The organism is Frigidibacter sp. MR17.14, from assembly GCF_037095735.1.
Lineage (GTDB): Bacteria > Pseudomonadota > Alphaproteobacteria > Rhodobacterales > Rhodobacteraceae > Frigidibacter.
On the sequence record NZ_JBAWKD010000001.1, the window covers coordinates 75,577 to 98,830 of the forward strand.

Below are 23,254 nucleotides of genomic sequence, written 5' to 3' on the forward strand. Positions count from 1 at the left end.
CTGCCTGCGTCCTCGCACCGGTCAGATATGGGTCGGCGGCAATCGCTCCTCAAGCCGCCCGCGTCGGGGCAGCCCGCAAGCGCCTGCCGGTCACTCCTTCGGCGCCAGCAGGCGCAATGCGGCGCGGATCAGTTGCGCAGTGCCCGCCTCGGGCTCGGCGCCCGACGCCTCGGCCACCGCGGCGGCGGCCTCGGACGCGCCGTAGCCCAGGTTCGACAGCGCCGAAAGCGCGTCGGCCACCGCCTGCGCCGAGGCCGGCGGCGGTGCGGCGGCGCGCGCGGGCTTCGGGGCCGCGACCGGGGTCTCGATCACCGCATCGTCGGGCAGCGAGACATCGACGGTCAGCGCGCCCCCCATCGCCATGACCTTCGGCGCCTTGTCCTTCAGATCCAGCACCACGCGCTGCGCAAGCTTCGGCCCCACGCCCGGCGCCTTGCGGATCGCGCCCCAGTCGCCCAGCGCGATCGCGCGGCCCGTGCCTTCGGCCCCCAGCGTGCCGAGGATCGCGAGCGAGGCCTTGGCGCCGATCCCCTGCACCGAGGTCAGCAGCCGATGCCATTCCTTCTCCAGCAGGCTCTGGAACCCGAACAGCTGCAGCAGATCCTCGCGCACCAAGAGATCGGTATAAAGCGCGCAGGCCTGCCCCACCGGCGGCAGCGCCGCCGCGGTGCGTTCCGAGACATGGACGATGTAGCCCACCCCGCGCACGTCGATCAGCACATGGTCCATGGCACGGTGCAGGATCACCCCGGCGATGCGTCCGATCATCTCTCAGGCCCTCTTCACGGCTCGGGTTGCGGCGATTTCGGCCCAGCCCTTGGCGGCGGGCGCGCGGCGGGCGGCCTTGACCACCGCCGAGACGCGCCCCGCGCTTTGCAGGTGATGGGCATGGGTGATGGCGATGGCCAGCGCGTCGGCGGCATCGGGCCCCGCGACCTCTGCCCCGGGCAGGTGCACGCGGATCATGTGGCCGATCTGGTCCTTGTTGGCATGGCCGACACCGACCACCGCCTTCTTCACGGCATTCGGGGCGTATTCGCCCACCGCCAGCCCGGCCCGCGCCGGCACCAGCAGCGCGATCGCCCGCGCCTGCCCCAGCTTCAGCGTGCCCGAGGCGTCCTTGTTGACGAAGGTCTGCTCGACCGCGGCATGGGTGGGGGCGAAGCGGGCCACCACCTCGCCGATCTGCTCGAACAGCGCCAGAAGCCGCACGGCCAGATCGCCCTCGCCCGAGGTGCAGAGCCCGTTCGCGACATGAGTGAGTCGCGATCCCGCGACGTCGATCACGCCCCAGCCGGTGGTCCGAAGCCCCGGATCCAGTCCCAGAATGCGCATCTGCCTGCCTCTCGCCGCCGGCATCCGGCGTTTCGTGTCTTTTCTGACGCACTAGCACGAAACGCGAACATCCGCCAGCGCCAAGCCTTTGCGGCGCCTTTGCGACGGGCCGGCGCGGATTCCGGGCGAAAAGCGACTTCAAGGTGTCTGATCGCGACACGGATCACGGCGGATTTATGGTTCTGTCACAGAGGTTTATTGGGCTGCCGAGCTATGCGCGCAAAGCAGGTCTAGTATGCCATGCGGCCAGCTTGTTTTGCCAAAGCGCCCGGATTATCTGCCGCTCATCGAAAGCGATGCCGAAGATTTCGGCAGTTTGAAAACAAGGATGAAAGACATGGCCGCCTTTGAAACGAACCGCCTGGCTGCTCCGGGCGCCGGTGTTGGGATCGTGGGACGGCTCGTCGCCTCCGTCGCCGCCTGGAACGACGCGCGCGTCACCCGCAAGGCGCTGTCGCGCCTGTCGGACCGCGAGCTCGACGATATCGGGCTGAGCCGCGGAGACATCGACATGATCAGCGCCCGCTGATCCGCCGAACGAGCCGAACGACCCATACGGACGGGGCCGTCGCAGCGATGCGCGGCCCTTTGTCGTTTCCGGGGGTCGCCGAAGGGCTGCAGACGCGCCCGTTCAGGCGCGGCCGTCCACCGTGTCAGAGATCCAGCCGGCCACCCCGCGGGTCAGCGGGTCGAGGCCCAGCACATAGGCGCCGATCTCGTCGATGCTCTTGCCGGTGCGCAGGCTGGCCAGCCGCGCCTCATAGGCACCAGAGCCGATCTGCAGCAGGATCGCGACCTTCAGCAGGATCATCGCGAGGAACGCGATCGCCACGCTGCGCAGGAAGGCCCGGAACGACCGCCCCAGCCGCGAGGGCCGACCGAGGCTGTCCTCGATCGCCGCCATCATCGCCTGGGACTGTTCGATCCGCTCCAGCCGAAGCTGGAACCGGGACATATTGGGATCACTCATCACGGCCTCGATCACGTTCCTCGAGATCACCCTGAGGGACGGTGCGAAATCCGAAAAGATGTATCTGTTTAGGGTTTCGCCGCCAGAACCAATGTCGTCCACTCGCCGATTTCGTCACGCCGCACGAGGGTGAATTCCTCGGCCACATAGGCCGCGAGCGTCTCGTCGGCCTGCGGGTTCAGGATGCCCGACAGAATCACGCGGGCGTTCGGCGCGGCATGGGCCGCGACCGAGGGCGCCAGCTCGATCAGCGGGCCCTTGAGGATGTTGGCGAAGATCAGGTCGAAGCGGCGGCCCTCGTAGGAGGGATGCTCGAAGCCGGGGCACTCGAAGCAGGTCAGCCGTGCGCCCAGCCCGTTGGCCTCGGCATTGGCCACCGCCGTTTCGACCGCGATCTGGTCGAGGTCGGTCGCGACGATCTCGGGCGTGGCGGCGTCGTCCCAGACGCGGGCGGCGGCCATGGCCAGCACCGCGGTGCCGCAGCCGATGTCGGCGACGGATCGCGCGGTGAAACCCTCGGTCACCAGACGGTCGAGCGCCAGCAGGCAGCCCTGCGTGGTGCCGTGGTGGCCGGTGCCGAAGGCCATCGCGGCCTCGATCAGCAGCGGCAGCGCGGCGGCGGGCACTTTCTCGGCGTCATGGGCGCCGTAGATGAAGAAGCGGCCGGCCTCGATCGGGTGCAGGTCGCGGCGGACATGGGCGACCCAGTCGGTTTCGGGCACTTCCGAGACGACGAAGGGCTGGGCGCCGAAGGCCGCGGCCAGAAGCGTCAGCTCGACATCGTCCGGACGCTCGAGGAAGTAGCCGCCCACTTCCCAGCGGCCCGAGCCATCCTCGATCTCGAAGACGCCAACCCCGGTGGGCTCGGGCTCCATGTCCTCCATCGCCTCGCCGAGCGCCTCGGCGGGTTCGCGGCCGGCAAGCGTGGTCAGGGCGGTGAAGGTGGTCATGGCGGGCCTCGTGTCCTGCGATGGGATGCAGGACGGGCCTTAGGGCCAGCGGCGCAGGCGGTCAATGGGCGCGAGGTGTGGCAAGGCCGGGGGCGCTGCCCCCGGACCCCCGGAGTATTTCAGCCAAGCCGAACGCAGGCCTGCGGTGCGATGCTCAGACAGCAAGCCCGATCGGGCAGCTCACGCCGGTGCCGCCGATGCCGCAGTAGCCGTCGGGGTTCTTCGCCAGATACTGCTGGTGGTAGTCCTCGGCATAGAAGAACTCGGGCGCGGACAGGATCTCGGTCGTGATCGCGCCATAGCCCACCGCGGCCAGCTGTCCCGCGTATTTGGAGCGGGTGGCGCGGGCTGTCGCCTCCTGCTCTGGCGCATAGGTGTAGATGCCCGAACGGTACTGGGTGCCGCGGTCATTGCCCTGCCGCATGCCCTGGGTGGGGTCGTGGTTTTCCCAGAACACCTTCAGAAGCTGCTCGTAGCTGATCACCGCCGGGTCGAAGATCACCTGCACGACCTCGTTGTGCCCGGTCAGGCCCGAGCAGACCTCGCGGTAGGTCGGGTTCGGGGTCGGCCCGCCGGCATAGCCGACGCGGGTCAGCCAGACGCCGGGGGTGGTCCAGAAGATCCGCTCGACGCCCCAGAAGCAGCCCATGCCGAACATCGCCTCGGCCATGCCCTCGGGCACCGGGGATTTCAGCGGCAGGCCGGACAGGAAATGGGTCTCGGCCGTCGGGATCGGGTCCGGGCGGCCGGGCAGCGCCTCTGCGGCCGTGGGCAGCTCGACCGGCTTGCCGAAAAGCATGTTCAGCATCGCATCCTCCGATAGCGTCAGGGTGTCAGGGTCCGCCAAGATGTAGGCACGCCGCGCGCGATGCGCCAGAGGGCGGCGATCAGGACCGCGCGATCCGTCCGGCTTCGCGCGCGGCCGGCGCCCCCTGCCCCAACCAGTCGAGCGCCCGGCGCAACACGGTGTCGCGCCCCTGCGTCACGTCCAGCTGCAGCACCGGGCAGCTCAGCTCGTCCAGCCAGCACAGGTGACTGCGGCGGCTGCGCTGCGGGAAGTCCGGGCGGTCATAGCCCTCGGCCCAGTCCATGAAGCCCTGATAGCTCGCCTCGCGGTCGCCGCCGGGGTCGATGCGGTCGCCGTAGCGCACCCGCTCGCGCCGGGCGAGCCGCGCCATCCGCACCTGCGGGTCGAGCGTCACGAAGATCGCATGGGTCAGCCGCGGGATCACCGCGCGGTCGCCCCAGCCGATGGGCGAGCCCGACATCACCCAGTCCGACCGCGGCAGCACCATCGCCTGCATCAGGCGCACGCGTTCCTCGGGCGGGCGGCGGTTCTGGAAGGGCGGATCGGTCGGCAGCCAGAAAAAGTCGTCGACCTCGAAATGCTGGGTCTCGAGCGCGCCCGCAAGCGCGCGCCCCAGCGTTGAGCTTCCCGAACCACTGGCCCCGATCACCAGTATCCGCACCGCACCATCCCTCGCGAGTCGCCTTTGCAGCAAATTGGTAACACGGCCTGACCCGTCGGGCGAGCCCCACGCCCCCCTTCACCACTGCGTGATCGCGGGATGGCGGCGGCGATCCGCGCGTCGTTGCTGACGGGACCCGATGACAGGGGCCCGTTCAACGGGAGAGACGAGATGCACGCGAAACTTCTGGGCGCCGCGCTGGCACTGGCGATCGCCGGTCCGGCCCTGGCCGAGGGCATGGGCGGCATGGAAATGCCGATGATGGGCAAGACCGCGATGGGCGAGGTCCTGACCGATCCGCACGGGATGACGCTTTACACCTTCGACAAGGACAAGGGCGGCATGTCCGACTGCTATGACAAATGCGCGATGAACTGGCCGCCGGCGATGGCGGCGGCCGATGCCAAGGCCAGCGGCGACTTCGGGGTGACCGAGCGCAAGGACGGCGCGAAGCAGTGGACGCACAAGGGCATGCCGCTCTACACATGGGCCAAGGACAAGGCCGCCGGGGACACCACCGGCGACGGGATGAACGGCGTGTGGCACGTGGCCAAGCCCTGAGGCGCCAAGTTCTCGGGGAGGCCTGCCGCGCCCCGGGGACAAGGCGGGAAGGACCAGCGGACGTGGCGCGCGGGGGCAGCGGCGACGGCGGAACGGCAGGCGTCGCGATCGATGAGATCGCGGCGCTTCTGCCTGCGCTGCGCCGCCATGCCCGCGCCATGCTGGGCGATGCCACCGCCGCAGACGATCTGGTGCAGGACGTGCTGGAACGGGCGCTGGCGACGCGGGCGCAATGGCGCGGCGAGGGCTCGCTGAAGGGCTGGCTGTTCCGGATCATGGTCAACCTGCACCGCGACGGGCTGCGCCGGCAGGCGGCGCGGATCCGGCTGGTGCAGACCGAGATCCTGCCCGACCCGCCGGTCAGCGGCGGACAGGAGGGCCACCTGCGCCTGCGCGAGGTCGAGGCGGCGATGCGCCGCCTGCCGGACGAGCAGCGCCAGGCGCTGCTGCTGGTCGCGCTCGAAGGGCTGAGCCTGTCCGAGGCGGCGGCGGTGGTCGATGTGCCGGAGGGCACGCTGGTCTCGCGCCTCGGTCGGGCGCGGGCGGCGCTGCGCGAGATGACGGACGAGACGCCCGATCCCCGGCGGATGGGGCGGCTCAGGGACGGGAGCGGGCCGGGATGAGCGGCGACGAACGGGAACGCAACGGTGAACGGGTCGGGGATCTGGCCCTGATCGCGCTCAGGCATGGCCGCCTGGGCGCGGCCGAGACGCGCGACCTTCAGGCCCGCGTCGCCCGCGATCCCGCCGCGCAGGACATGCTGGCCGACTGGGATGCGCAGGACGACGCGCTGGCCGCCCTTTACGACCCGGTGGTCAGCGAACCGCTGCCCGACCGCATGGCCGCCGCGCTCGAGGCCGCGCGCCGGGCCGAGGCGCCGCTGCGCGCGCCCCTGCGCGCCGCCGCCCGCCCTGCCCCGCCGCCGCGCGCGCGGCGCGATTTCGGCGCGCTGCGCCGGCTGGCAGCCTCGGTCGTGCTGGTGACGGTGGGCGCCGCCGGCGGCTGGGGGGCCGCGCGCTATGCGCCCGCCCAGCAGGCGGCCCCGATGACCGCGGCGATGCGCGCGCACGAGGCCTTCTCGGTCGAAAAGGTGCGCGCGGTCGAGGTCACCGGCGACGACCGCCCGCAGCTGGAGCGCTGGCTGTCGAAGCGGCTCGGCCACGAGATCGCCGCGCCGGATCTGGGCGCGCTCGGCTTCCGCCTGATGGGCGGCCGGGTGCTGCCGATGGACAACGGCCCGATGGACCGGGTGGCGGCCATGTTCCTTTACGAGGACGATCAGGGCCGCCGCGCGACGCTGTATGTCGCGCCGCAGCCCGAGGGCGGCGAGACCGCCTTCCGCTTCGTCGACAAGGACGGGATGCAGGGCTTCTGGTGGGTGGACCGCGGCATGGGCTATGCCGTGGTGGGGCAGTTCCCGCGCCGGGTGGTCGAGGATCTGGCCACTGCCATCCACGCCCAGCTTGGCTGATCGCTGAAGGCTTACGGCGCGCGGTCCCGCCGATCCGACCACGCCCAACCGTTTCGAACCCGCAGGCGTCCGACAGACCGCGCAGATCATCTGTTCCGCCGCGGGTGAAATCCCGCCGCAGACGCTGCAGTGGCAGCGCCAGTTGCAGCACTTATCCAACGCCCACGAGGGTGAAAGAAGCAGAGATCAGGCCGTGTCTTGCAGAAACCCGCTCAAAGGAAGCTTTGCGGGTCGATGTCGACGGCAAGGCGGGTGTTCGTCGGAACCTTCACCTGCGCGATCCAGTCCGCGATCGCGGCCTGCAACGGTGCGCCCTTCGCGGCCTTGACCAGCAGCCGGATCCGGTGCCGCCCGCGGACCCGCGCGATCGGGGCCGGGGCCGGTCCCCAGACCTCGGCCCCGATCCGGCGCAAGGGCTCGGCCCGGCGCGCGAGTTCGGCGCCCAGATCATGGACCTGCGCGAGATCGGGCGAGGACAGGATGATCCCTGCCATCCGCCCGAAGGGCGGCATTCCGGCGGCGCGGCGCCCCTCGGCCTCGGCCCGCCAGAAGCCCTCTTCATCGCCCGAGAGGATTGCGCGGATCACCGGATGCTCGGGCTGGAAGGTCTGCAACAGCGCAACGCCCGGCTTCTCGGCCCGCCCCGCCCGGCCCGCCACCTGCCGCATCAGCTGGAAGGTCTTTTCCGCCGCGCGCAGGTCCGACCCCTGCAGCCCGAGGTCGGCGTCGATCACGCCGACCAGCGTCAGCAGCGGGAAATTGTGCCCCTTCGCCACCAGTTGCGTGCCGATGATGATGTCCGCCGCCCCCGCCGCGATGTCGGTAATCGCCTGCTTCAGCGCCCGGGCAGAGCCGAAGAGGTCAGAAGACAGGACCGCGACGCGGGCCTCGGGGAATTTCGCCGCGACCTCTTCGGCCAGCCGCTCGACGCCCGGCCCGACCGGGGCCAGCTTGCCCTCGACCTGGCACGAGGGGCAGGCCTGCGGCACCGGCTTCGTCTCGCCGCACTGGTGGCAGACGAGCCGCTTCTGAAAGCGGTGCTCGACCATCCGCGCGTCGCAGTGATCGCAGCCGATCTGGTGCCCGCAGGCCCGGCAGATCGTCACCGGGGCAAAGCCCCGGCGGTTCAGGAACAGCAGCGCCTGCTCGCCCGCCGCCACCCGCGCCGCCACCGCCTTGGCCAGCGTCGGCGAGATCCAGGTCGAGGCCTCGAGCCGTTCCTCGCGCATGTCGATCGCCGCCATCTCGGGCAGGACCGAGGCGCCGAAGCGCGAGGCAAGATCGATGCGCGCGTATTTCCCCTGGTCGGCATTCACCCAGGTTTCGAGCGAGGGCGTCGCCGAGGCCAGTACCACCTGCGCCTGCGCGCCCACCGCGCGCAGCACCGCCATGTCGCGCGCGTTGTAGAGGACGCCATCCTCCTGTTTGTAGGATCCGTCATGTTCCTCGTCGACAACGATCAGCCCGAGGTCGCGGAAAGGCAGGAAAAGGGAAGATCGCGCGCCGATCACCATCTGCGCCTGCCCCTCGGACACCATGCGCCAGACCCGTCGCCGCTCGGTCTGGGTCACGCCCGAATGCCATTCCGCGGGCCGCGCGCCGAAGCGCGCCTCGACACGGGTCAGGAACTCGGCGGTCAGTGCGATCTCGGGCAGCAGCACCAGCGCCTGCCGCCCGGCGCGCAGGCATTCCGCCACCGCTTCCAGATAGACCTCGGTCTTGCCCGAGCCGGTGACGCCCTTCAGCAGCGTCGTGCCATAGCGATCGGACCGCACCGCCTCGGCCAGCCGCGCAGCCCCCGCCGCCTGATCCTCGGCCAGCGCCTTGCCGGGCCGGTCGGGATCGAGCCGCGGATAGGGCTGGTCGCGCGGCGCCTCGACCTCGTCGATCGCGCCCGCCTTGACCAGCCCCTTGATCACCGAGCTCGAGGCGCCCGAGGCCACCGAGATCTCGGTCAGCGTCAGTGCCGCGCCGTCATACTCGGCCAGCGCCTCGAGCACGCGCTCGCGCGGCTCGGTCATCCGCGAGGGCACATGGCCTGTGGCGCGGTAGAGCATCCGCACCCCCGGCGGCTCGCCCAGCCCCGGCGCCCGCGTCGCCAGCCGCAGCATCGCCGAGGGCGCGGTCAGCGTGTAATCCGCGGCCCGGATCAGGAAGTCGCGCAGTTCGGGCCGCATCGGGGCCGCTTCCAGCACCCGGTTCACCCGGCGCAGCTTGGCCGCGTCGAAGCCGCCCTCGCCCGGCCCCCAGACCACGCCCATCACCAGCCGCGGCCCCAGCGGCACGGCCACATAGGCCCCCGCGTCGCAGCCCCCCTCGGGCGCGAGGTAGTCGAGCACTCGCCCCACCGGCTCGGCCGTCAGCACCGCCACGCGCGCGCCCTCGGCGAAGTCTGGCGGCGGCCCGGCATCGAAACTGTCGAAAAGCCCGCGTTCAGCCATGCGCGGCCGCCCCCGGGGCTTCCGATGAGCACGCGTTTGCGCTATCAGGGCGACGAATTGTCAGGGGGGCCCCGGACGGCGCCCCCGCCTTAAGGAGGCTGGCCATGAAATTCTTCGTCGATACCGCCGACATCGCCGCGATCAAAGAGCTGCACGCGCTCGGCATGGTCGATGGCGTGACCACCAACCCGTCGCTGATCCTGAAGTCGGGGCGCAACATCCTCGAAGTCACCAAGGAGATCTGCGACCTGGTCGAAGGCCCGGTCTCGGCCGAGGTCGTGGCCACCGAGGCCAAGGACATGATCGCCGAGGGCATGAAACTGTCCGCCATTGCCGATAACATCGCGATCAAGGTGCCGCTGACCTGGGCCGGCCTGACCGCCTGCAAGGCTTTCGCATCCGAGGGCAAGATGGTCAACGTCACGCTCTGCTTCTCGGCCGGTCAGGCGCTGCTCGCCGCCAAGGCGGGCGCGGCCTTCATCTCGCCCTTCGTCGGCCGGCTCGACGACAACGGCATCGACGGCTGCGAGCTGATCAACGACATCCGCACCATCTACGACAACTACGACTTCCAGACCGAGATCCTCGCGGCCTCGGTCCGCACCGTGAACCATGCGATCGAATGCGCGCGCATCGGCGCCGACGTGATGACCGCGCCGCCCGCGGTGATCAAGGCCATGGCGAACCATATCCTGACCGACAAGGGGCTCGAGCAGTTCAACAAGGACTGGGCCGCCACCGGTCAGAGCATCCTCTGAGGCCAACGCGACAGACCAGGACGCTGCACGCTGCCGGCCCCCTCGCGGGGCCGGCAGTCGCCTTTCACGGGAAGCGCGCAACGCTGGCGGAAAGGTCGCGAAACCGGCGCAACCGCAAATAGACAAACCTCGGCCTCAAAATCGTCATCACCCGCAGGAACTGTTGCAGTGTGAACGATTTTGCGGAGTACCGCGGATGATGACGATCCTCTCGTGCCTGACAGTCCAGCATGACGCCCGCCTTGTGCTGCTTGCCGCCCTGGTCTGCGCCTTCGGAAGCTGGGTGACGGCGCGCCTTTTCAGCCAGACCAGCAACCGCCCGCGCGACAAGGCCCTGCCCTGGTCGCTGCTCGCGGCCTCGACAGCCGGGGTCACGATCTGGGGCACCCATTTCGTCGCCATGCTGGGCTTCCGCCCCGAGGTTCCGGTAAGCTTCGACCTGACGCTGACGCTGCTGTCGCTGCTGATCGCGGTGCTGGGCAGCGTCGCGGGCATCCTCTTCGCAGCGATGATCCCGCTGCGCCTCGCCCCGGCGATCGGCGGCGCGATCTTCGGCCTCGCGATTTCGGCCATGCACTACTCTGGCATGATCGCCTACCGGGTGCGCGGACTGGTCGAATGGCAGGAACCCTATCTGGCCCTGTCGATCGTGCTGGGCGTGTCGCTGTCGGCGCTGGCGCTGATGCAGGGCCGCCGCGGCGGGCGCGACGGCACCTGGCGCATGGCCGGAGTGATGACCCTGGCAATAGTGGCCCTGCATTTCACCGGCATGGCCGCCTTCCAGATCCTGCCGCTCGACATCGCGGGCGACTACGTCAACCCCTCGGCCCTTGGCACGCTGGCGCTGGCCGTCGCCGGGATCGCGATCCTGATCATGCTGGGGGCGCTGTTCAGCTTCGCGCTGGAACGCACCCGGATGGCCAACATCGCCGAGCTGACCGAGGCGCGCAACGCCGCCGAACGGGCCAGCCGCATCAAGTCCGAATTCATGAGCGTGCTCAGCCACGAGCTGCGCACGCCGCTGACCATCGTGATGGGCTATTCGACGATCCTCGCGCAGCTGAAGGATGTCGAGGCCAAGCGCGTGGCGGGCGGGGCCGCGCCGCTGCCGCTCGAGCAGCAGCTGGCCCGCGTCGTCGGCCAGGCCGAAACCTACGGCCAGAAGATCAACGCCTCGGCCCAGCACCTGCTGACGCTGATCAACGAGATCCTCGACTACAGCAGCTTCGAGCTGGGCGACGGCACGATCACCCCCGAACGATTCGACGTGGGCGGGCTTCTGGCAGAGGTCGAGGACCAGTTCCAAGGCCTTGCCGCGCAGAAGCAGATCGCGCTGCATGTCGCCTGCGACCAGATCACCGCGATGGCCGACCGCCGGCGCTGCCTGCAGATTCTGATCAACCTCGTCGGCAACGCGGTGAAGTTCTCGCGCTCGCCGATCATCATCCTGCGCGCGAAATACGAACGCGGCGGCTTCTCGCTGATCGTCGAGGATCAGGGCCGCGGCATCGCCGAGAAGGATCTCGAACGGATCTTCGTGGCCTTCCAGCAGCTCGAGAACGCCGACAGCCGGTCCGAGGGCGGCACCGGCCTCGGCCTTGCGATCTGCCGCAAGATCGCGGCGGCGCATGGCGGCGAGATCAGCGTCAAGAGCCGGCTTGGCGAAGGCACGGTCTTCACCGTCTGGCTGCCCGAAAGCGCGCTGGCCGAACCGCCGCCGCCGACGCAATCGCGCCGCACCGCCGCCCCCTCGCGGCTGAGCGCCGCGCCCGCCACCCGCACGATGCTGCGACTGGCCTACTGAGAGCCCCGCCCGGCCCGTTGCCGATCCGCAGCAGCGGGCGGCGACGGGCGGCGCCCCGATGGACGCGCGCCCCCCGCCCCGCTACCCTGCGCGCAACGAGGCCGGAAACCGGCCCGCGGGCAGCGAAAGGATGCAGGCATGGCGGAAACCGCCCAGACGACCGAACCTCCCGAAACCGTCGCGGCCCGGCTCAGGGCGTTGGTGCTGGCCCAGCCCGAGGTGGTACTCGAGGACCGCGACCTGATGGCGGCGCTGGTCTCGGCCAACGAGCGCGCGATGGGCGCCAACATCGTCGACCTGCGCGGCATCGCCATGGCGCGGCTCGAACAGCGGCTCGACCGGCTCGAGGACACGCATCGCTCGGTCATCGCTGCGGCCTATGAAAATCTCGCCGGCACCACCCAGATCCACCGCGCCGTCCTGCGCGTGCTGGAACCCGCGAACTTCGAAGAGTTCCTCGCCGTGCTCGAGGACGGGCTTCCGGAAGTGCTGCGCCTCGACGCGCTGCGGCTGGTGCTGGAAAGCCGCCAGTCGGCGGACGAGCCGGCGCTGGCGCATCTGGGCGAGGTTCTGTGCATCGCCGAGCCGGGCTTCGCCACCGCCTACATGCGCGGCCCCCGCAACGGTGCGGTGCGCGAGGTCGTGCTGCGCCAGACCACCCCCACCGCCGACGGCGTCTATGGCGCCAAGGCCGAGTGGATCCGCTCGGAAGCGGTGCTGAAGCTCGACCTCGGGCCGGGGCGGTTGCCGGGGATGCTGGTGATGGGCTCGGAAGACCCGCACCATTTCAAACCCTCGCAGGGCACCGACCTTCTGGCCTTCTTCGCCGGCTGCTTCGAGCGGGCGATGCGCCGCTGGCTGGCATGAGCTTCGCGCTCGCCCCGGCGACGCGCGACGCGCTGGAACACTGGGGGTCGCATCTGGGCGCGCTCGAGGGCGCCGCCCCGCGCACCGTCACCGCCTATCGCGCCGACGTGCTGGAATTCCTGTCGTTCCTCGCCATGCACTGGGACGGCCCGGTCGCGATCGCGCCGCTGGGCCGGATCACCGCCACCGACCTGCGCAGCTGGATGGCGCACGAACGCGGCCGCGGCATCGGCGCGCGCACGCTGGCGCGCCAGCTGTCCTCGGTGCGCAGCTTCTACCGCTGGCTGTCGGACCGCGAAGGGTTCGATGCGACCGTGGTCCTGTCGGCCCGCACCCCGCGCTTCAAGAAGCCCCTGCCCCGCCCGCTGGCCCCCGAGGCCGCCCGCGCGATGATCGAGGCGGTCGAGGTGCAGGCGCGCGAGCCATGGGTCGCCGCCCGCGACGCCGCGGTGCTGACGCTGCTCTGGGGCTGCGGGTTGCGGATCTCCGAGGCGCTGGGCCTGACCGGCGCCGACGCGCCGCTGCCCGAGGTGCTCAGGATCCGCGGCAAGGGCGGCAAGGAGCGGCTGGTGCCGGTGCTGCCCGCCGCCCGCCGCGCGGTCGCGGCCTATCTGGCCGTCGCGCCCTTCCCGGTCGAGCGCGCGGGGCCCCTGTTCCGCGGCGCCCGTGGTGGGCCGCTGAACGGGCGGATGGTCGCCAAGGCGATGGAGACGGCGCGCATGGGTCTTGGCCTGCCGGCGACGGCGACCCCCCATGCCCTGCGCCACAGTTTCGCGACCCATCTTCTGTCCGCGGGCGGCGATCTGCGCACGATTCAGGAACTTCTGGGCCACGCATCGCTTTCCACCACGCAGACCTACACCGCCGTCGATGCCGCGCGGCTGATGGAGGTCTACGCCACCGCCCATCCCCGGGCCTGACCGCCGGTCCCGAGGGCTGCGGTTGCGCCGCCCTCACTTTTCAGTCATCAGGGTGACATGTCGCTGCGCCTCAAGGCCCTTTCCGTCCACCTGCTGACCGCCACCGGCGCGGTGCTGTCGATGCTTGCCCTTCTGGCCGCGGTCGAAGGCCAGTGGGCGATGATGTTCCTGTGGCTGGTGGTCGCGCTTTTCGTCGACGGGATCGACGGGCCGCTGGCCCGCCGCTACGACGTGAAGACGAACTTCCCGACCTATGACGGCGTCCTGATGGACCTGATCGTCGACTACCTGACCTATGTCTTCATCCCGGCCTACGCTTTGTTCAAATCCGGCATCCTGCCCGGCTGGACGGGCTGGATCGCGATCATCGTCATCGTCTACGGCTCGGTCGTCTACTTCGCCGACACCCGGATGAAGACCAAGGACAACAGCTTCGCGGGCTTCCCCGGCTGCTGGAACATGGTGGTTCTCGTGCTGTTTGCACTGAAGCCGCCGTTCCTGATCACGCTGGCGCTGGTCGTGGCACTGGCGATCGCGATGTTCCTGAACCTGAAATTCATCCACCCGGTCCGGACCGAGCGCTGGCGGGCGCTGTCGCTGCCGATGGCGCTGGGGTGGACCTTCTTCGCCGGCTGGGCCGCCTGGGTCGATTTCGACCCGCAAAGCTGGGCGCATTGGGGGCTGGTCATCACGTCGCTCTATCTGCTGCTGGCGGGGATCGTGCAGGAACTGTTCCCAAAGCGCAGCGCCGGATAGCCCTCGCGCAGCCGTGTTCGTGACGCGGCGCGCCTTTTCAGCATCCCCTTGCCGCAGCGCGGAAACAGGATCATCCTGCGGGCACGGCAGCCAACGGGAGTCCTTCATGCAGTCCCTCGCGATCCTCAACGCCGCGCAGACCGCGCGGATGATGACCATGGCCGACCAGGCCAACCGGCCGAACCCGCTGCGCGAGGCGGTGCTCGAACTGCCGCGCGAGCGCAACGCGATGATCGACTGGCTGCTCTACGACCTCGACAAGCTGCACCACAACGAGGCGGCCGAACTCGCGCCCCGCTACGCCGCCCCCGGCTCGGTCCTGCTGGTCGGCAACTCCGACCACCCCGACGTCGAGCGCTTCGATCACTACGACGACTTCCGCGCCTCGCGGCAGGCGCAGACCTGCAGGGCGCTGATCGTCGCCGGCGGCGGCTCGTCGGCGCTGGGGGCCGCGGCCTTTGCGCGCAACGTGGGCGACGCGCTGGATGCGCCGGTGCTGGCCGTGGTCTCGGGTTACGGCCTGTCGGACCTGATGACCGAGGCGATGGGCGGCATGCTCTGGTTCAGCCGGCTGATGCCGACCCGCCACCAGTTCGAGGCGGTGGACCTGATGTCGCGCCCGCAGGGCTCTACCTTCGCCTATGCCAAGATCCCTGACCTCGACGGGATCGCCGGCGCGCAGGACGCCAAGACCGTGGCCGCGATCCTCGCCGCGCATCCGATCGACACGCTGGTGGGGCATTCCAAGGGCAACATCGTCATCTCGGACGCGCTGTCGATCCTGGCCGATACCCAGCCCGCCAAGGCCGCGCAGCTGGCCAAGAGCCTGACCGTGATCCAGATCTCGACCCGCGTCGCGCTGCCGAAGGGCTTCACGCCGATCACGATCATGGGCGAGGACGACCGCTACGGCGAGATGAACTCGGACAAGGACATCGAGATCGACTTCGCGATCCCGGGCGCCTGGCATCACACCAACACCGAACTGTCCGGCCATCTCGACGTGACCAACGCCGTCGAGCGTGCGGTGAAGCGCGCCAAGGAAGCCAAGGCCGCCTAAAGCAGCAGCCCGCCCTGACCGGGGATCTCCGTCCCCTCGTGGCGCAGAAGTGCGATCTTGGTCTCGACCCCGCCGGGGGCCGAGAAGCCGCCAAGGTGGCCGGTGCCCAGCACACGGTGGCAGGGCACGATGATCGGGATCGGATTGCCGCCGCAGGCCTGCCCCGCCGCCTGCGCGCTGATGCCAAGATCGCGGGCGATCTCGCCATAGCTTCGGGTCTGCCCGAAGGGGATGTCGATCAGCGCCTGCCGGAACCGCGCGGCGAAGCCGGTGCCAAGGTCCAGCGGCAGGTCGAAGACCCGCAGCCGACCGTCGAAATACGCCTGAAGCTGCGCCGCGGCCTCGACCAGAAGCGCCGAGGGCGGGCCCTCGTCAGGCCCGCCCCAGCGCAGATGCGTGATCCGCCCGTTCGCCTCGGTGACGGTGAGCCGCCCGTAGGGACTGCCCACCGCCAGCGTGGCCATCACTTGCCCGCGGCGGTCAGCGCGGCGTCGCAGCGCGCGCAGGTGCAGGCATGGGCATGGCTGCCGACGTCGGGCAGGATCTGCCAGCAGCGGCCGCATTTCTCGCCCTCGGCCGCCTCGAAGACCACGCCCACGCCCGGCACGTCGGGCAGGCGGAAGGCCTCGGCCGGGATCGCATCGGCGGTCAGCGCGAGGGCCGAGGTGATGCAGACCTCGGCGAAATCGACCGACTTCAGCGCCTTGAGCAGCTCGGCATCCTCGACATGCACCACCGGCGCGGCCTCGAGGCTGGCGCCGATCACCTTCGCGGTGCGCTGCACTTCCAGCGCCGCGGTGACGGCGCGGCGGGTGCGGCGGATGCCGTCCCATTTCCCGGCAAGCGCGGGGTTCAGCCAAGAGGCGGGCGTCTCGGGCATGTCTTCCAGATGCACCGACGAGGTGTCCCCCGGGAAGCGTTCCAGCCAGACCTCTTCCATGGTGAAGACCAGCACCGGCGCCAGCCAGGTGACGAGGCGATGGAACAACAGGTCCATCACCGTCCGCGCGGCACGGCGGCGGATCGAGCCCGGCGCGTCGCAATAGAGCGCGTCCTTGCGGATGTCGAAATAGACCGAGGACAGGTCGAGCGTGCAGAAGGTGAAGAGCTTCTGGAAAACGCCCTGGAAGTCATAGGCGGCATAGCCCTTGCGGACCTCGGCATCCAGCTCGGCCAGCCGGTGCAGCACCCAGCGCTCCAGTTCCGGCATCTCTTCCGGTGCCACGCGCTCGGCCTCGGTGAAGCCGTTGAGCGAGCCCAGCAGGAAGCGCAGCGTGTTGCGCAGGCGACGGTAGCTGTCGGCGGTGCCCTTCAGGATCTCTTTGCCGATCCGGAGGTCGACCGTGTAATCCGACTGCGCCACCCAGAGCCGCAGGATGTCGGCGCCGTATTCGTCGATCACCTGCTGCGGCGCCACGGTGTTGCCAAGCGACTTGGACATCTTCATGCCCTTCTCGTCCAGCGTGAAGCCGTGGGTCAGCACGCCGCGATAGGGCGCGCGGCCCTTGGTGCCGCAGGCCTGCAGCATCGAGGAATGGAACCAGCCGCGGTGCTGGTCGGTGCCCTCGAGGTAGAGGTCCGCGAGCCCGTCCTCGGTCCCGTCCTTGCGGTCGCGCAGCACGAAGGCATGGGTCGAGCCGCTATCGAACCAGACGTCGAGCACGTCGAAGATCTGGTCGTAATCCGACGGATCGACGATGCCGGCCAGCACCTCTTCCTTGAACCCTTGCACATACCAGACATCCGCGCCCTTGGCCTCGAAGGCGGCGGCGATGCGGTCGTTGACCGCGGCGTCGCGCAGCAGGAAATCGGGATCGGTGGGCTTGGCGCCCTTCTTCACGAAGCAGGTCAGCGGCACGCCCCAGGCGCGCTGGCGCGACAGCACCCAGTCGGGGCGGCTCTCGATCATCGAATGCAGGCGGTTGCGGCCGCCGGCCGGGGTCCACTCGACAAGCTGGTTGATCGAGTTCAGCGCGCGGGTGCGGATCGTCTGGCCGTAGGTGTCCATGCCGTCGTTCAGATCGCGGTCGATAGCGACGAACCACTGCGGCGTGTTGCGGTAGATCAGCGGCGCCTTCGAGCGCCAGGAATGCGGATACGAGTGCTTCAGCTTGCCCTTGGCGAACAGCGCCCCCTGCCCGGCCAGCGCCTTGATGTTCGAGACGTTGGCCGGCCCCTCCTTGCCATCGGGCAGGATGATCGCCTGCCCGCCGAAGACCGGCAGATCGGCGCGGTAGGACCCGTCCGGCTCGACATTGTAGGTCATCGGCAGGCCGAATTTCAGGCCCAGCTGATAGTCGTCGTCACCGTGCGAGGGCGCAGTGTGCACGAAGCCCGTGCCCGCGTCGTCGGTCACGTGATCGCCCGGCAGCATCGGCACGTCGAAGTCCCACTCGCCGGCGCCGCCCTCGATCCCGCGGTAGGGGTGGGCAAGGGTCAGCGCGCCCAGCTCTTCGGCCGTCACATCGCGCAGGCGGCGCACCATCGTGTCGTCGAGCTTGGCCTGGGCGAAGACCTGAGCGGCCAGCGCATCGGCCAGCACCAGCCGTTCGCCGATCGTGGCCTGGCTCTGCTCGGGCCGGCCGGTGACCTCGTAGAGCCCGTAGGCGATCGCGGGGCCGAAGGCCACGGCACGGTTCTGCGGGATCGTCCAAGGGGTGGTGGTCCAGATCACGACCCGCGCGCCGGCCATGTCGGCGGGGGCACCGTCGACGATGGGGAACCGCACCCAGATCATGTGGCTGGTGTGGTCGTGGTATTCGACCTCGGCCTCGGCCAGGGCGGTCTTCTCGACAGGCGACCACATGACGGGTTTCGAGCCCTGGTAGAGCGAGCCGTTCATCAGGAACTTCATGAATTCCTGCGCGATCACCGCCTCGGCGTGGAAGTCCATGGTCAGGTAGGGATCGGCCCAGTTGCCGGTGACGCCGAGGCGCTTGAACTCCTCGCGCTGGATGTCGATCCAGCCCTCGGCGAAGCGCCGGCATTCCTGCCGGAAGTCGACCACGTCGACATCGTCCTTGTTCAGGCCCTTGGCGCGGTACTGCTCCTCGATCTTCCACTCGATCGGCAGACCGTGGCAGTCCCAGCCCGGAACATAGCGCGCGTCGCGGCCCATCATCTGCTGGCTGCGCACGACCATGTCCTTCAGGACCTTGTTCAGCGCGTGGCCGATGTGCAGGTGGCCGTTGGCATAGGGGGGGCCGTCATGCAGCGTGAAGGGGGTGCGGCCCGCCTTTTCGCGCAGGCGGTCGTAGACGCCGATCTCGGCCCAGCGCGCCAGCCAGCCCGGCTCGCGCTGCGGCAGGCCCGCGCGCATCGGGAAGGCGGTCTCGGGCAGGAAGACGGTGTCGCGGTAGTCGGGAGCAGTCCCGTCAACGCTGGTGTCGGCGGTGGTGTCGGCGCACATCGGCGTATCATCCTTGGGCAGAAGCGGGGGGTCGCGCAGGACCCCGGATCGGGTCTTCGGGCAGGACCGGCGCTGCGGCGCGCGAGGTCCCGGACAAGGCTTTACCCGGCGGCCCTGACGATCAGAGCGCCGGGCCGGTAATTCGCGCGTGGCGCGCGGGGCGATATGCGGCCGTCCGGATCATGCTGCGCCTTATAGGAAAGGCGGCGCGGGGCGGCAAGGGCCGCGAAGGGGGCTCTGCCCCAGCGCCTGCGGCGCTCCCCCGGGATATTTGGGCCAATGCGAAAGCGCGGTCAGGGCTCCGGGGTCCAGAGGCCGTCGCGCAGGATCAGGCGGGGGGTGGCGAAGGCGGTGACGACCGGGGGCGCGATCCGGGCGCGCCAGTGCGTGCCCTGCAGCATCGCGGCGCCGATCACGACGGGCGGCGACGCGGCGCGGGCGAGCAGGTCGAGCGCCGCGGCCATCGACCGGCCCGAGGACAGCACATCGTCGATCACCGCGATCCGGCGGTCTTGCAGGCGGGGCAACGTGCGGGGATCGAGATAGAGGCGTTTGGCCTGATCGGGGGTGGTGATCGATGAGACCGGCACCGAGAGCGCGTCGTCATACCAGTACTTCCGCGAATAGCCGAGTGCCACGAGCCGCGGATGGCCGAGGCGGCGCGCGACGGCTTCGGCCAGCGGCAGGCCGAGGGTCGGGACGGCGACCACGACCTCGGGGGCCAGCGGGGCGAGGCGCGCGGCGAGGGCATCGGCGATGAGGTCGAGGACCGCGAAGCTCGCCTGGTTGAGGATCAGCGACACCACGGCCTGCCCGGGTTCGGGCAGCGGGCGCACCGGCAGCAGGATCTGCCCTGCGCCGACCGTCGCGACATAGGACTGCTGGTCGGGCTGCACGCCCTCGGGCCGCCCCTGATGGATCTCCTGCCAGACCTCTTCCATGCGCCCTGCCCCCTGCTTCCGCCGCATTGAACCCCGTGGCGCCACCGCCGCAAGCCGCTTGTGGGGGCGCGCGGAGCCGCCTATCTCGGGGGCAAGGAGACCCGCCGATGTCCGACACTGCTCCCACCTCTGGCCTGCCGCCGCGTTTCCCGATCACCGGCGCCGAGATCGAGCGCGTGGTCGCCCGCTTCTACGCGGGGGTGCGGGTGCATCCCTTGCTGGGCCCGGTCTTCGCCGCCCATGTCGCGGACTGGCCGGCGCATGAGGCCAAGATCGCCGGGTTCTGGAAGAACGCGATCCTGATGGAGCGCGGCTACGAGGGCTCGCCCATGGCCGCGCATCTGCGGGCGGGCAATGTCCGGCCGGGGATGTTCGAGCCCTGGCTCGCGCTCTTCGACCGCACGCTGGCGGCCGAGCTGCCGCCCGAGACCGCCGCCGCCTGGTCGGCGCTCGCCCATCGCATCGGCCAGGGGCTGCGCTTCGGGCTGGTCGAGACGCCCTCGAAGGGCGGTGTGCCGATCCTGCGCTGAGCGCCGCCCGAGGGACCCGCGGGCGGGGGCGGGCCAGCGGCACCGGGTCGGCGACGATGGCGGCGGACGGTGACCGCCCGCGCCCTCATTTGCGGAACGGCCCGGAGAGACCGGTGCCAGATCCCGCGCCGCGTGCTTGGGAGGCGACGCCCCGGAAAGCGGCCCCCCTCGGCTCGCGCCGCCGCCCCTGCCCCCGGCTGCCTTGCAGCGCCGCCCCGGGTTGCGACGCCCGGCACGGCCGTCGGGCGATGGCCTGCCCTCGGGCGGCGGCACGGGCGCCGCGCAGGGGCCGAGCCGGACCTTGTGACGATCAGAAGCACCGGAGACTGCCGGCCCCGACGGAATGAGCCCGAACCGCTGCCCGGTCACGGTTGGGGAAATGGGGATCAGGCGTCCTTGCCGGTCGGGAACAGCCCGGCGAGGCCGCGGCCGATCAGGTTCGACACCTTCGGGCGCGGCAGGGCGCGGAACGGCAGCGGCCGGCAGACGTCCATCGCGGCGACGCCGACCCGCGCGGTCAACGCGCCGTTCACGATCCCCTCGCCGAAGCGCCGCGACAGTTTCGCCAGCAGCCCACCGCCCGCCACGGTGTGGATCACGTCGTCGCCCACCGCCACGGCGCCCGTCGCCACCAGATGCGTGAAGACCGCGCGCATCAGCCGCAGCGAGCCCAGCGTGCCCGCGCGGCCGCCATAGATCTCGGCGATGCGGCGGATCATCTTCAGGTTCGTCGCCAGCGCCGTCACCACATCGGCCAGCGCCAGCGGCACCACCGCCGTCACCGTGGCGACGGTGCGGGCCGAGGCCTCGATCTCGCGCCGCGCCGCCTGGTCGAGCGGGCCCAGAAGCTCGGCCTCGGCCAGATCCAGAAGCCCGTCGGCATCCAGCACCTCGGGCGTGCGCGCTGCCAGCCGGTCGCGGCCCCAGGCCAGTTCGGGCCGCCCCGCGTAAAGCGAGGCCATCCGCCCCGACACCTCGCGCGCGGCCTTCAGATCAGAAGTCCGCACCGCCTGCGCCGCCAGCGCCTGCAGCCGGTCGAGCCGCGCCAGCCGCGCGAAGGCCGCAAGCTCGCGCAGGGCAAGGCCCAGCGCCGCGGCCAGGAACAGCCCGAAGAGCACGGTCGCGATCCAGCCCAGCGTCGGATACTGCGCCATCAGCCCCTCGACGAAGCGCCAGGCGGCGATCGTCACCAGGAAGGACAGCAGCGCCCCTGTCGAGGCCCAGAAGAATTTCGCCAGCCGCGAGGGCGGGCGCGCGGCGATCCGCGCCGCGATCTGCATGGCGCGGCCGTCGGGCAGGCCCTCGTCGGGCACCGGCGGCGCCTCGGCCGGGCTCGGGCCGGTCTCGTCGCGGTCAAGGATCACCGGTTGGCGGCGCTCGGTCATGACAGCCGGTCTCCGATCAGGAACTCCGCGGCGCGGTCGAGCCGGATGTGCGGCGGCCCCTCGCCGGGCTTGAGGTGGATCGCCGCGGGCAGGAAGGCCATCGCGCCGTAATCGGCATCGAGCCAATGCTCGGCCCCCTGCCGCGCCGGCACCAGCAGCTGCGCGGGGTCGCCGGGCAGCTCGCCGGGCCAGAACGCCGCCTGCCGGCCGCTGGCCAGCCGCCCGCGCACCGCGGGCAGCGTCCGGCCGTGATGTTCGATCTCTTCCTCGACCGTGGCGCGCAAGGACGCGATCGACATCGCCTCGGTCCGGGCGCCGGCGAAATCGGCGCGGTCCTTGGCCTCGCGCAAAAGCGCCGAGACGATGGCGGTCAGCTGCGGATGCTGGCTGTGGTGCAGATGGTCGGCCTTGGTCGCGGCGAAGAGGATCCGCTCGACCCGCTTGGCGCCCAGCAGTGACAGCAGCCAGGACCCGGTGCCGGGCCGGAAGGCGGACAGGATGTCGGCCATCGCGCGGCGCAGATCCTCGACCGCACGCGGTCCGGCATGGATCGCGCCCAGCGCATCGACCAGCACCACCTGCCGGTCGATCCGGGCAAAGTGATCGCGGAAGAAGGGTTTGACGACCCTGGACTTGTAGGCCTCGAACCGGCGGTCCATCTCGCGCCAGAGGCTGGCGCGGGCAGGAGATCCGGCCGGCTTCATCAGCGGCGCGAAGGTCAACGCGGGCGAGCCCGCCATCTCGCCGGGCAGCAGGAACCGCCCCGGCGTGCAATCCGACCAGCCCGCCTTCCGCGCCGCCTGCAGGTAGCCCGCGAAGCTTTCCGCCAGGCCCTTCGCCATCTGCTCGTCCATCGCGCCCGAGGGATCGACGCCGCCCGCGCGCGCAAGGAACTCCGCCGCCTCGGGCCGCGACGAGATCCGGCCCAGCACCTCGGCCGCCCAGTCCTCGTAGGTCTGTTCCATCAGGCCAAGATCCAGCAGCCACTCGCCCGGATAGTCGACGATGTCGAGATGCACGGTCCGCACCCCGCGCAGGCTGCCCATCAGCCCCGCCGACTGCACCTTGAACGACAGGCGCAGCTCGCTGACCGCGCGGGTGCTGTCGGGCCAGTGCGGCGCCGGGCCGGTCATCGCCGCCAGATGCGTCTCGTAATCGAAGCGCGGCACCGTGACGTCGGGCTGCGGCTGCAGGAACACCGACCGGATCGTGCCGTCCTGCGCCGCGCGCAGCTGCGGCATCCGCCCGCGATCCAGCAGGTTCGCCACCAGCGAGGTGATGAACACCGTCTTGCCCGCCCGGCTGAGGCCGGTGACGCCCAGCCGAATCACCGGCTCGAAGAAGGCCTCGGACACCTGCGCGCCCAGCGTCTCGACGCTGCGGGCCACTCCATCCGCCAGATCACCGATGCCGAGCACGTCCACCCCTCTTGCCACCTCGTTGAAACATAGGGGCGAAGGACCGCGAGGAACAGGGCACGGGCAGCGCGAGGCACGGCGCGCGGGCAAAGCGGAATACTTGGCGTACATATGCATACCGCGCAGCGAACCTATGCATTCAGCGCATATCTGGTCCGCATTGTGGTCACTTGTCGCACCCCTGTCACAGGGATAGGTCCGGACCCGGG

General features: G+C 70.4%; 23 protein-coding genes. 11 read left to right on the forward strand and 12 right to left on the reverse strand.

What is annotated here, in order from left to right:
• Positions 1 to 90: 90 nt before the first annotated feature.
• A complete protein-coding gene (ruvA, locus tag V8J36_RS00360) occupies positions 91 to 768 on the reverse strand; it encodes a Holliday junction branch migration protein RuvA (protein WP_336465266.1) in 678 nt (225 codons plus the stop codon).
• Positions 769 to 771: 3 nt separating this feature from the next.
• Entirely contained in the window at positions 772 to 1,335 is a 564-nt protein-coding gene (gene ruvC, locus V8J36_RS00365) for a crossover junction endodeoxyribonuclease RuvC (RefSeq protein ID WP_336465267.1), read from the reverse strand.
• A 337-nt stretch (positions 1,336 to 1,672) separates the two neighbouring features.
• Here ruvC and V8J36_RS00370 point away from each other — a divergent pair, with 337 nt between their 5' ends.
• Positions 1,673 to 1,864: a DUF1127 domain-containing protein gene (locus V8J36_RS00370; RefSeq protein ID WP_336466159.1), complete on the forward strand. Its 192-nt coding sequence runs from the start codon at positions 1,673 to 1,675 to the stop codon at positions 1,862 to 1,864.
• 102 nt (positions 1,865 to 1,966) lie between these two features.
• Here the strand turns inward: V8J36_RS00370 and V8J36_RS00375 are convergent, their stop codons facing one another.
• From V8J36_RS00375 to V8J36_RS00390, 4 genes are all read right to left on the reverse strand, one after another.
• The gene (locus V8J36_RS00375) at positions 1,967 to 2,305 is read right to left on the reverse strand and encodes a hypothetical protein (protein WP_336465268.1); all 339 of its coding nucleotides are present in this window, start codon (positions 2,303 to 2,305) and stop codon (positions 1,967 to 1,969) included.
• Between the two features lie 68 nt (positions 2,306 to 2,373).
• A complete protein-coding gene (locus tag V8J36_RS00380) occupies positions 2,374 to 3,255 on the reverse strand; it encodes a 50S ribosomal protein L11 methyltransferase (protein WP_336465269.1) in 882 nt (293 codons plus the stop codon).
• Between the two features lie 154 nt (positions 3,256 to 3,409).
• Positions 3,410 to 4,063 (reverse strand): peptide-methionine (S)-S-oxide reductase MsrA, encoded by a 654-nt coding sequence (msrA, locus tag V8J36_RS00385; protein ID WP_442902449.1) that lies wholly within the window; start codon positions 4,061 to 4,063, stop codon positions 3,410 to 3,412.
• 79 nt (positions 4,064 to 4,142) lie between these two features.
• Complete coding sequence (locus V8J36_RS00390; protein ID WP_336465270.1) at positions 4,143 to 4,724, reverse strand: adenylate kinase; 582 nt, start codon at positions 4,722 to 4,724, stop codon at positions 4,143 to 4,145.
• 171 nt (positions 4,725 to 4,895) lie between these two features.
• Here V8J36_RS00390 and V8J36_RS00395 point away from each other — a divergent pair, with 171 nt between their 5' ends.
• The 3 genes from V8J36_RS00395 to V8J36_RS00405 all read left to right on the forward strand — a co-directional run bounded on the left by V8J36_RS00395 (position 4,896) and on the right by V8J36_RS00405 (position 6,756).
• Positions 4,896 to 5,285: a COG4315 family predicted lipoprotein gene (locus V8J36_RS00395; RefSeq protein WP_336465271.1), complete on the forward strand. Its 390-nt coding sequence runs from the start codon at positions 4,896 to 4,898 to the stop codon at positions 5,283 to 5,285.
• A 62-nt stretch (positions 5,286 to 5,347) separates the two neighbouring features.
• On the forward strand, positions 5,348 to 5,908 hold the full coding sequence (locus V8J36_RS00400; RefSeq protein WP_336465272.1) for a sigma-70 family RNA polymerase sigma factor: 561 nt from the start codon (positions 5,348 to 5,350) through the stop codon (positions 5,906 to 5,908).
• Entirely contained in the window at positions 5,905 to 6,756 is an 852-nt protein-coding gene (locus V8J36_RS00405; RefSeq protein WP_336465273.1) for an anti-sigma factor family protein, read from the forward strand. The genes V8J36_RS00400 and V8J36_RS00405 overlap by 4 nt, the downstream gene beginning before the upstream one ends.
• Before the next feature lie 212 nt (positions 6,757 to 6,968).
• On the opposite strand, the gene V8J36_RS00410 is transcribed toward V8J36_RS00405, so the two are convergent.
• Complete coding sequence (locus V8J36_RS00410; RefSeq protein ID WP_336465274.1) at positions 6,969 to 9,197, reverse strand: primosomal protein N'; 2,229 nt, start codon at positions 9,195 to 9,197, stop codon at positions 6,969 to 6,971.
• Between the two features lie 104 nt (positions 9,198 to 9,301).
• Here V8J36_RS00410 and fsa point away from each other — a divergent pair, with 104 nt between their 5' ends.
• From fsa to V8J36_RS00440, 6 genes are all read left to right on the forward strand, one after another.
• Positions 9,302 to 9,955, forward strand: coding sequence for a fructose-6-phosphate aldolase (fsa, locus tag V8J36_RS00415; protein ID WP_336465275.1), 654 nt, complete (start codon positions 9,302 to 9,304; stop codon positions 9,953 to 9,955).
• 196 nt (positions 9,956 to 10,151) lie between these two features.
• Positions 10,152 to 11,759, forward strand: a complete 1,608-nt coding sequence (locus tag V8J36_RS00420; protein WP_336465276.1) for an MHYT domain-containing protein — start codon at positions 10,152 to 10,154, stop codon at positions 11,757 to 11,759.
• A 138-nt stretch (positions 11,760 to 11,897) separates the two neighbouring features.
• Positions 11,898 to 12,626 carry a DUF484 family protein gene (locus V8J36_RS00425; RefSeq protein WP_336465277.1) on the forward strand — a complete coding sequence of 243 codons (729 nt, stop codon included), beginning with the start codon at positions 11,898 to 11,900 and terminating at the stop codon, positions 12,624 to 12,626.
• Complete coding sequence (locus V8J36_RS00430; protein WP_336465278.1) at positions 12,623 to 13,546, forward strand: tyrosine recombinase XerC; 924 nt, start codon at positions 12,623 to 12,625, stop codon at positions 13,544 to 13,546. Before V8J36_RS00425 ends, V8J36_RS00430 begins: the two co-directional genes overlap by 4 nt.
• Before the next feature lie 57 nt (positions 13,547 to 13,603).
• The gene (locus V8J36_RS00435; RefSeq protein ID WP_336465279.1) at positions 13,604 to 14,302 is read left to right on the forward strand and encodes a CDP-alcohol phosphatidyltransferase family protein; all 699 of its coding nucleotides are present in this window, start codon (positions 13,604 to 13,606) and stop codon (positions 14,300 to 14,302) included.
• Between the two features lie 106 nt (positions 14,303 to 14,408).
• A complete protein-coding gene (locus V8J36_RS00440) occupies positions 14,409 to 15,362 on the forward strand; it encodes a hypothetical protein (RefSeq protein WP_336465280.1) in 954 nt (317 codons plus the stop codon).
• Here V8J36_RS00440 and V8J36_RS00445 read toward each other — a convergent pair.
• The 3 genes from V8J36_RS00445 to V8J36_RS00455 form a co-directional block, all read right to left on the reverse strand.
• Complete coding sequence (locus V8J36_RS00445; protein WP_336465281.1) at positions 15,359 to 15,826, reverse strand: methylated-DNA--[protein]-cysteine S-methyltransferase; 468 nt, start codon at positions 15,824 to 15,826, stop codon at positions 15,359 to 15,361. The genes V8J36_RS00440 and V8J36_RS00445 overlap by 4 nt on opposite strands.
• Complete coding sequence (ileS, locus tag V8J36_RS00450) at positions 15,826 to 18,771, reverse strand: isoleucine--tRNA ligase (protein ID WP_336465282.1); 2,946 nt, start codon at positions 18,769 to 18,771, stop codon at positions 15,826 to 15,828. Before ileS ends, V8J36_RS00445 begins: the two co-directional genes overlap by 1 nt.
• Positions 18,772 to 19,064: 293 nt before the next feature.
• Positions 19,065 to 19,712 (reverse strand): phosphoribosyltransferase, encoded by a 648-nt coding sequence (locus V8J36_RS00455; protein WP_336465283.1) that lies wholly within the window; start codon positions 19,710 to 19,712, stop codon positions 19,065 to 19,067.
• Positions 19,713 to 19,819: 107 nt separating this feature from the next.
• On the opposite strand from V8J36_RS00455, the gene V8J36_RS00460 reads away from it, so the two are divergent.
• Positions 19,820 to 20,242 (forward strand): group III truncated hemoglobin, encoded by a 423-nt coding sequence (locus V8J36_RS00460; RefSeq protein WP_336465284.1) that lies wholly within the window; start codon positions 19,820 to 19,822, stop codon positions 20,240 to 20,242.
• Between the two features lie 386 nt (positions 20,243 to 20,628).
• Here V8J36_RS00460 and V8J36_RS00465 read toward each other — a convergent pair whose 3' ends face one another.
• Together V8J36_RS00465 and V8J36_RS00470 are read right to left on the reverse strand one after the other, a co-directional pair.
• Positions 20,629 to 21,627 carry a YcjF family protein gene (locus tag V8J36_RS00465; protein WP_336465285.1) on the reverse strand — a complete coding sequence of 333 codons (999 nt, stop codon included), beginning with the start codon at positions 21,625 to 21,627 and terminating at the stop codon, positions 20,629 to 20,631.
• Positions 21,624 to 23,045, reverse strand: a complete 1,422-nt coding sequence (locus V8J36_RS00470) for a YcjX family protein (RefSeq protein ID WP_336465286.1) — start codon at positions 23,043 to 23,045, stop codon at positions 21,624 to 21,626. Before V8J36_RS00470 ends, V8J36_RS00465 begins: the two co-directional genes overlap by 4 nt.
• Between the last annotated feature and the right edge of the window lie 209 nt (positions 23,046 to 23,254).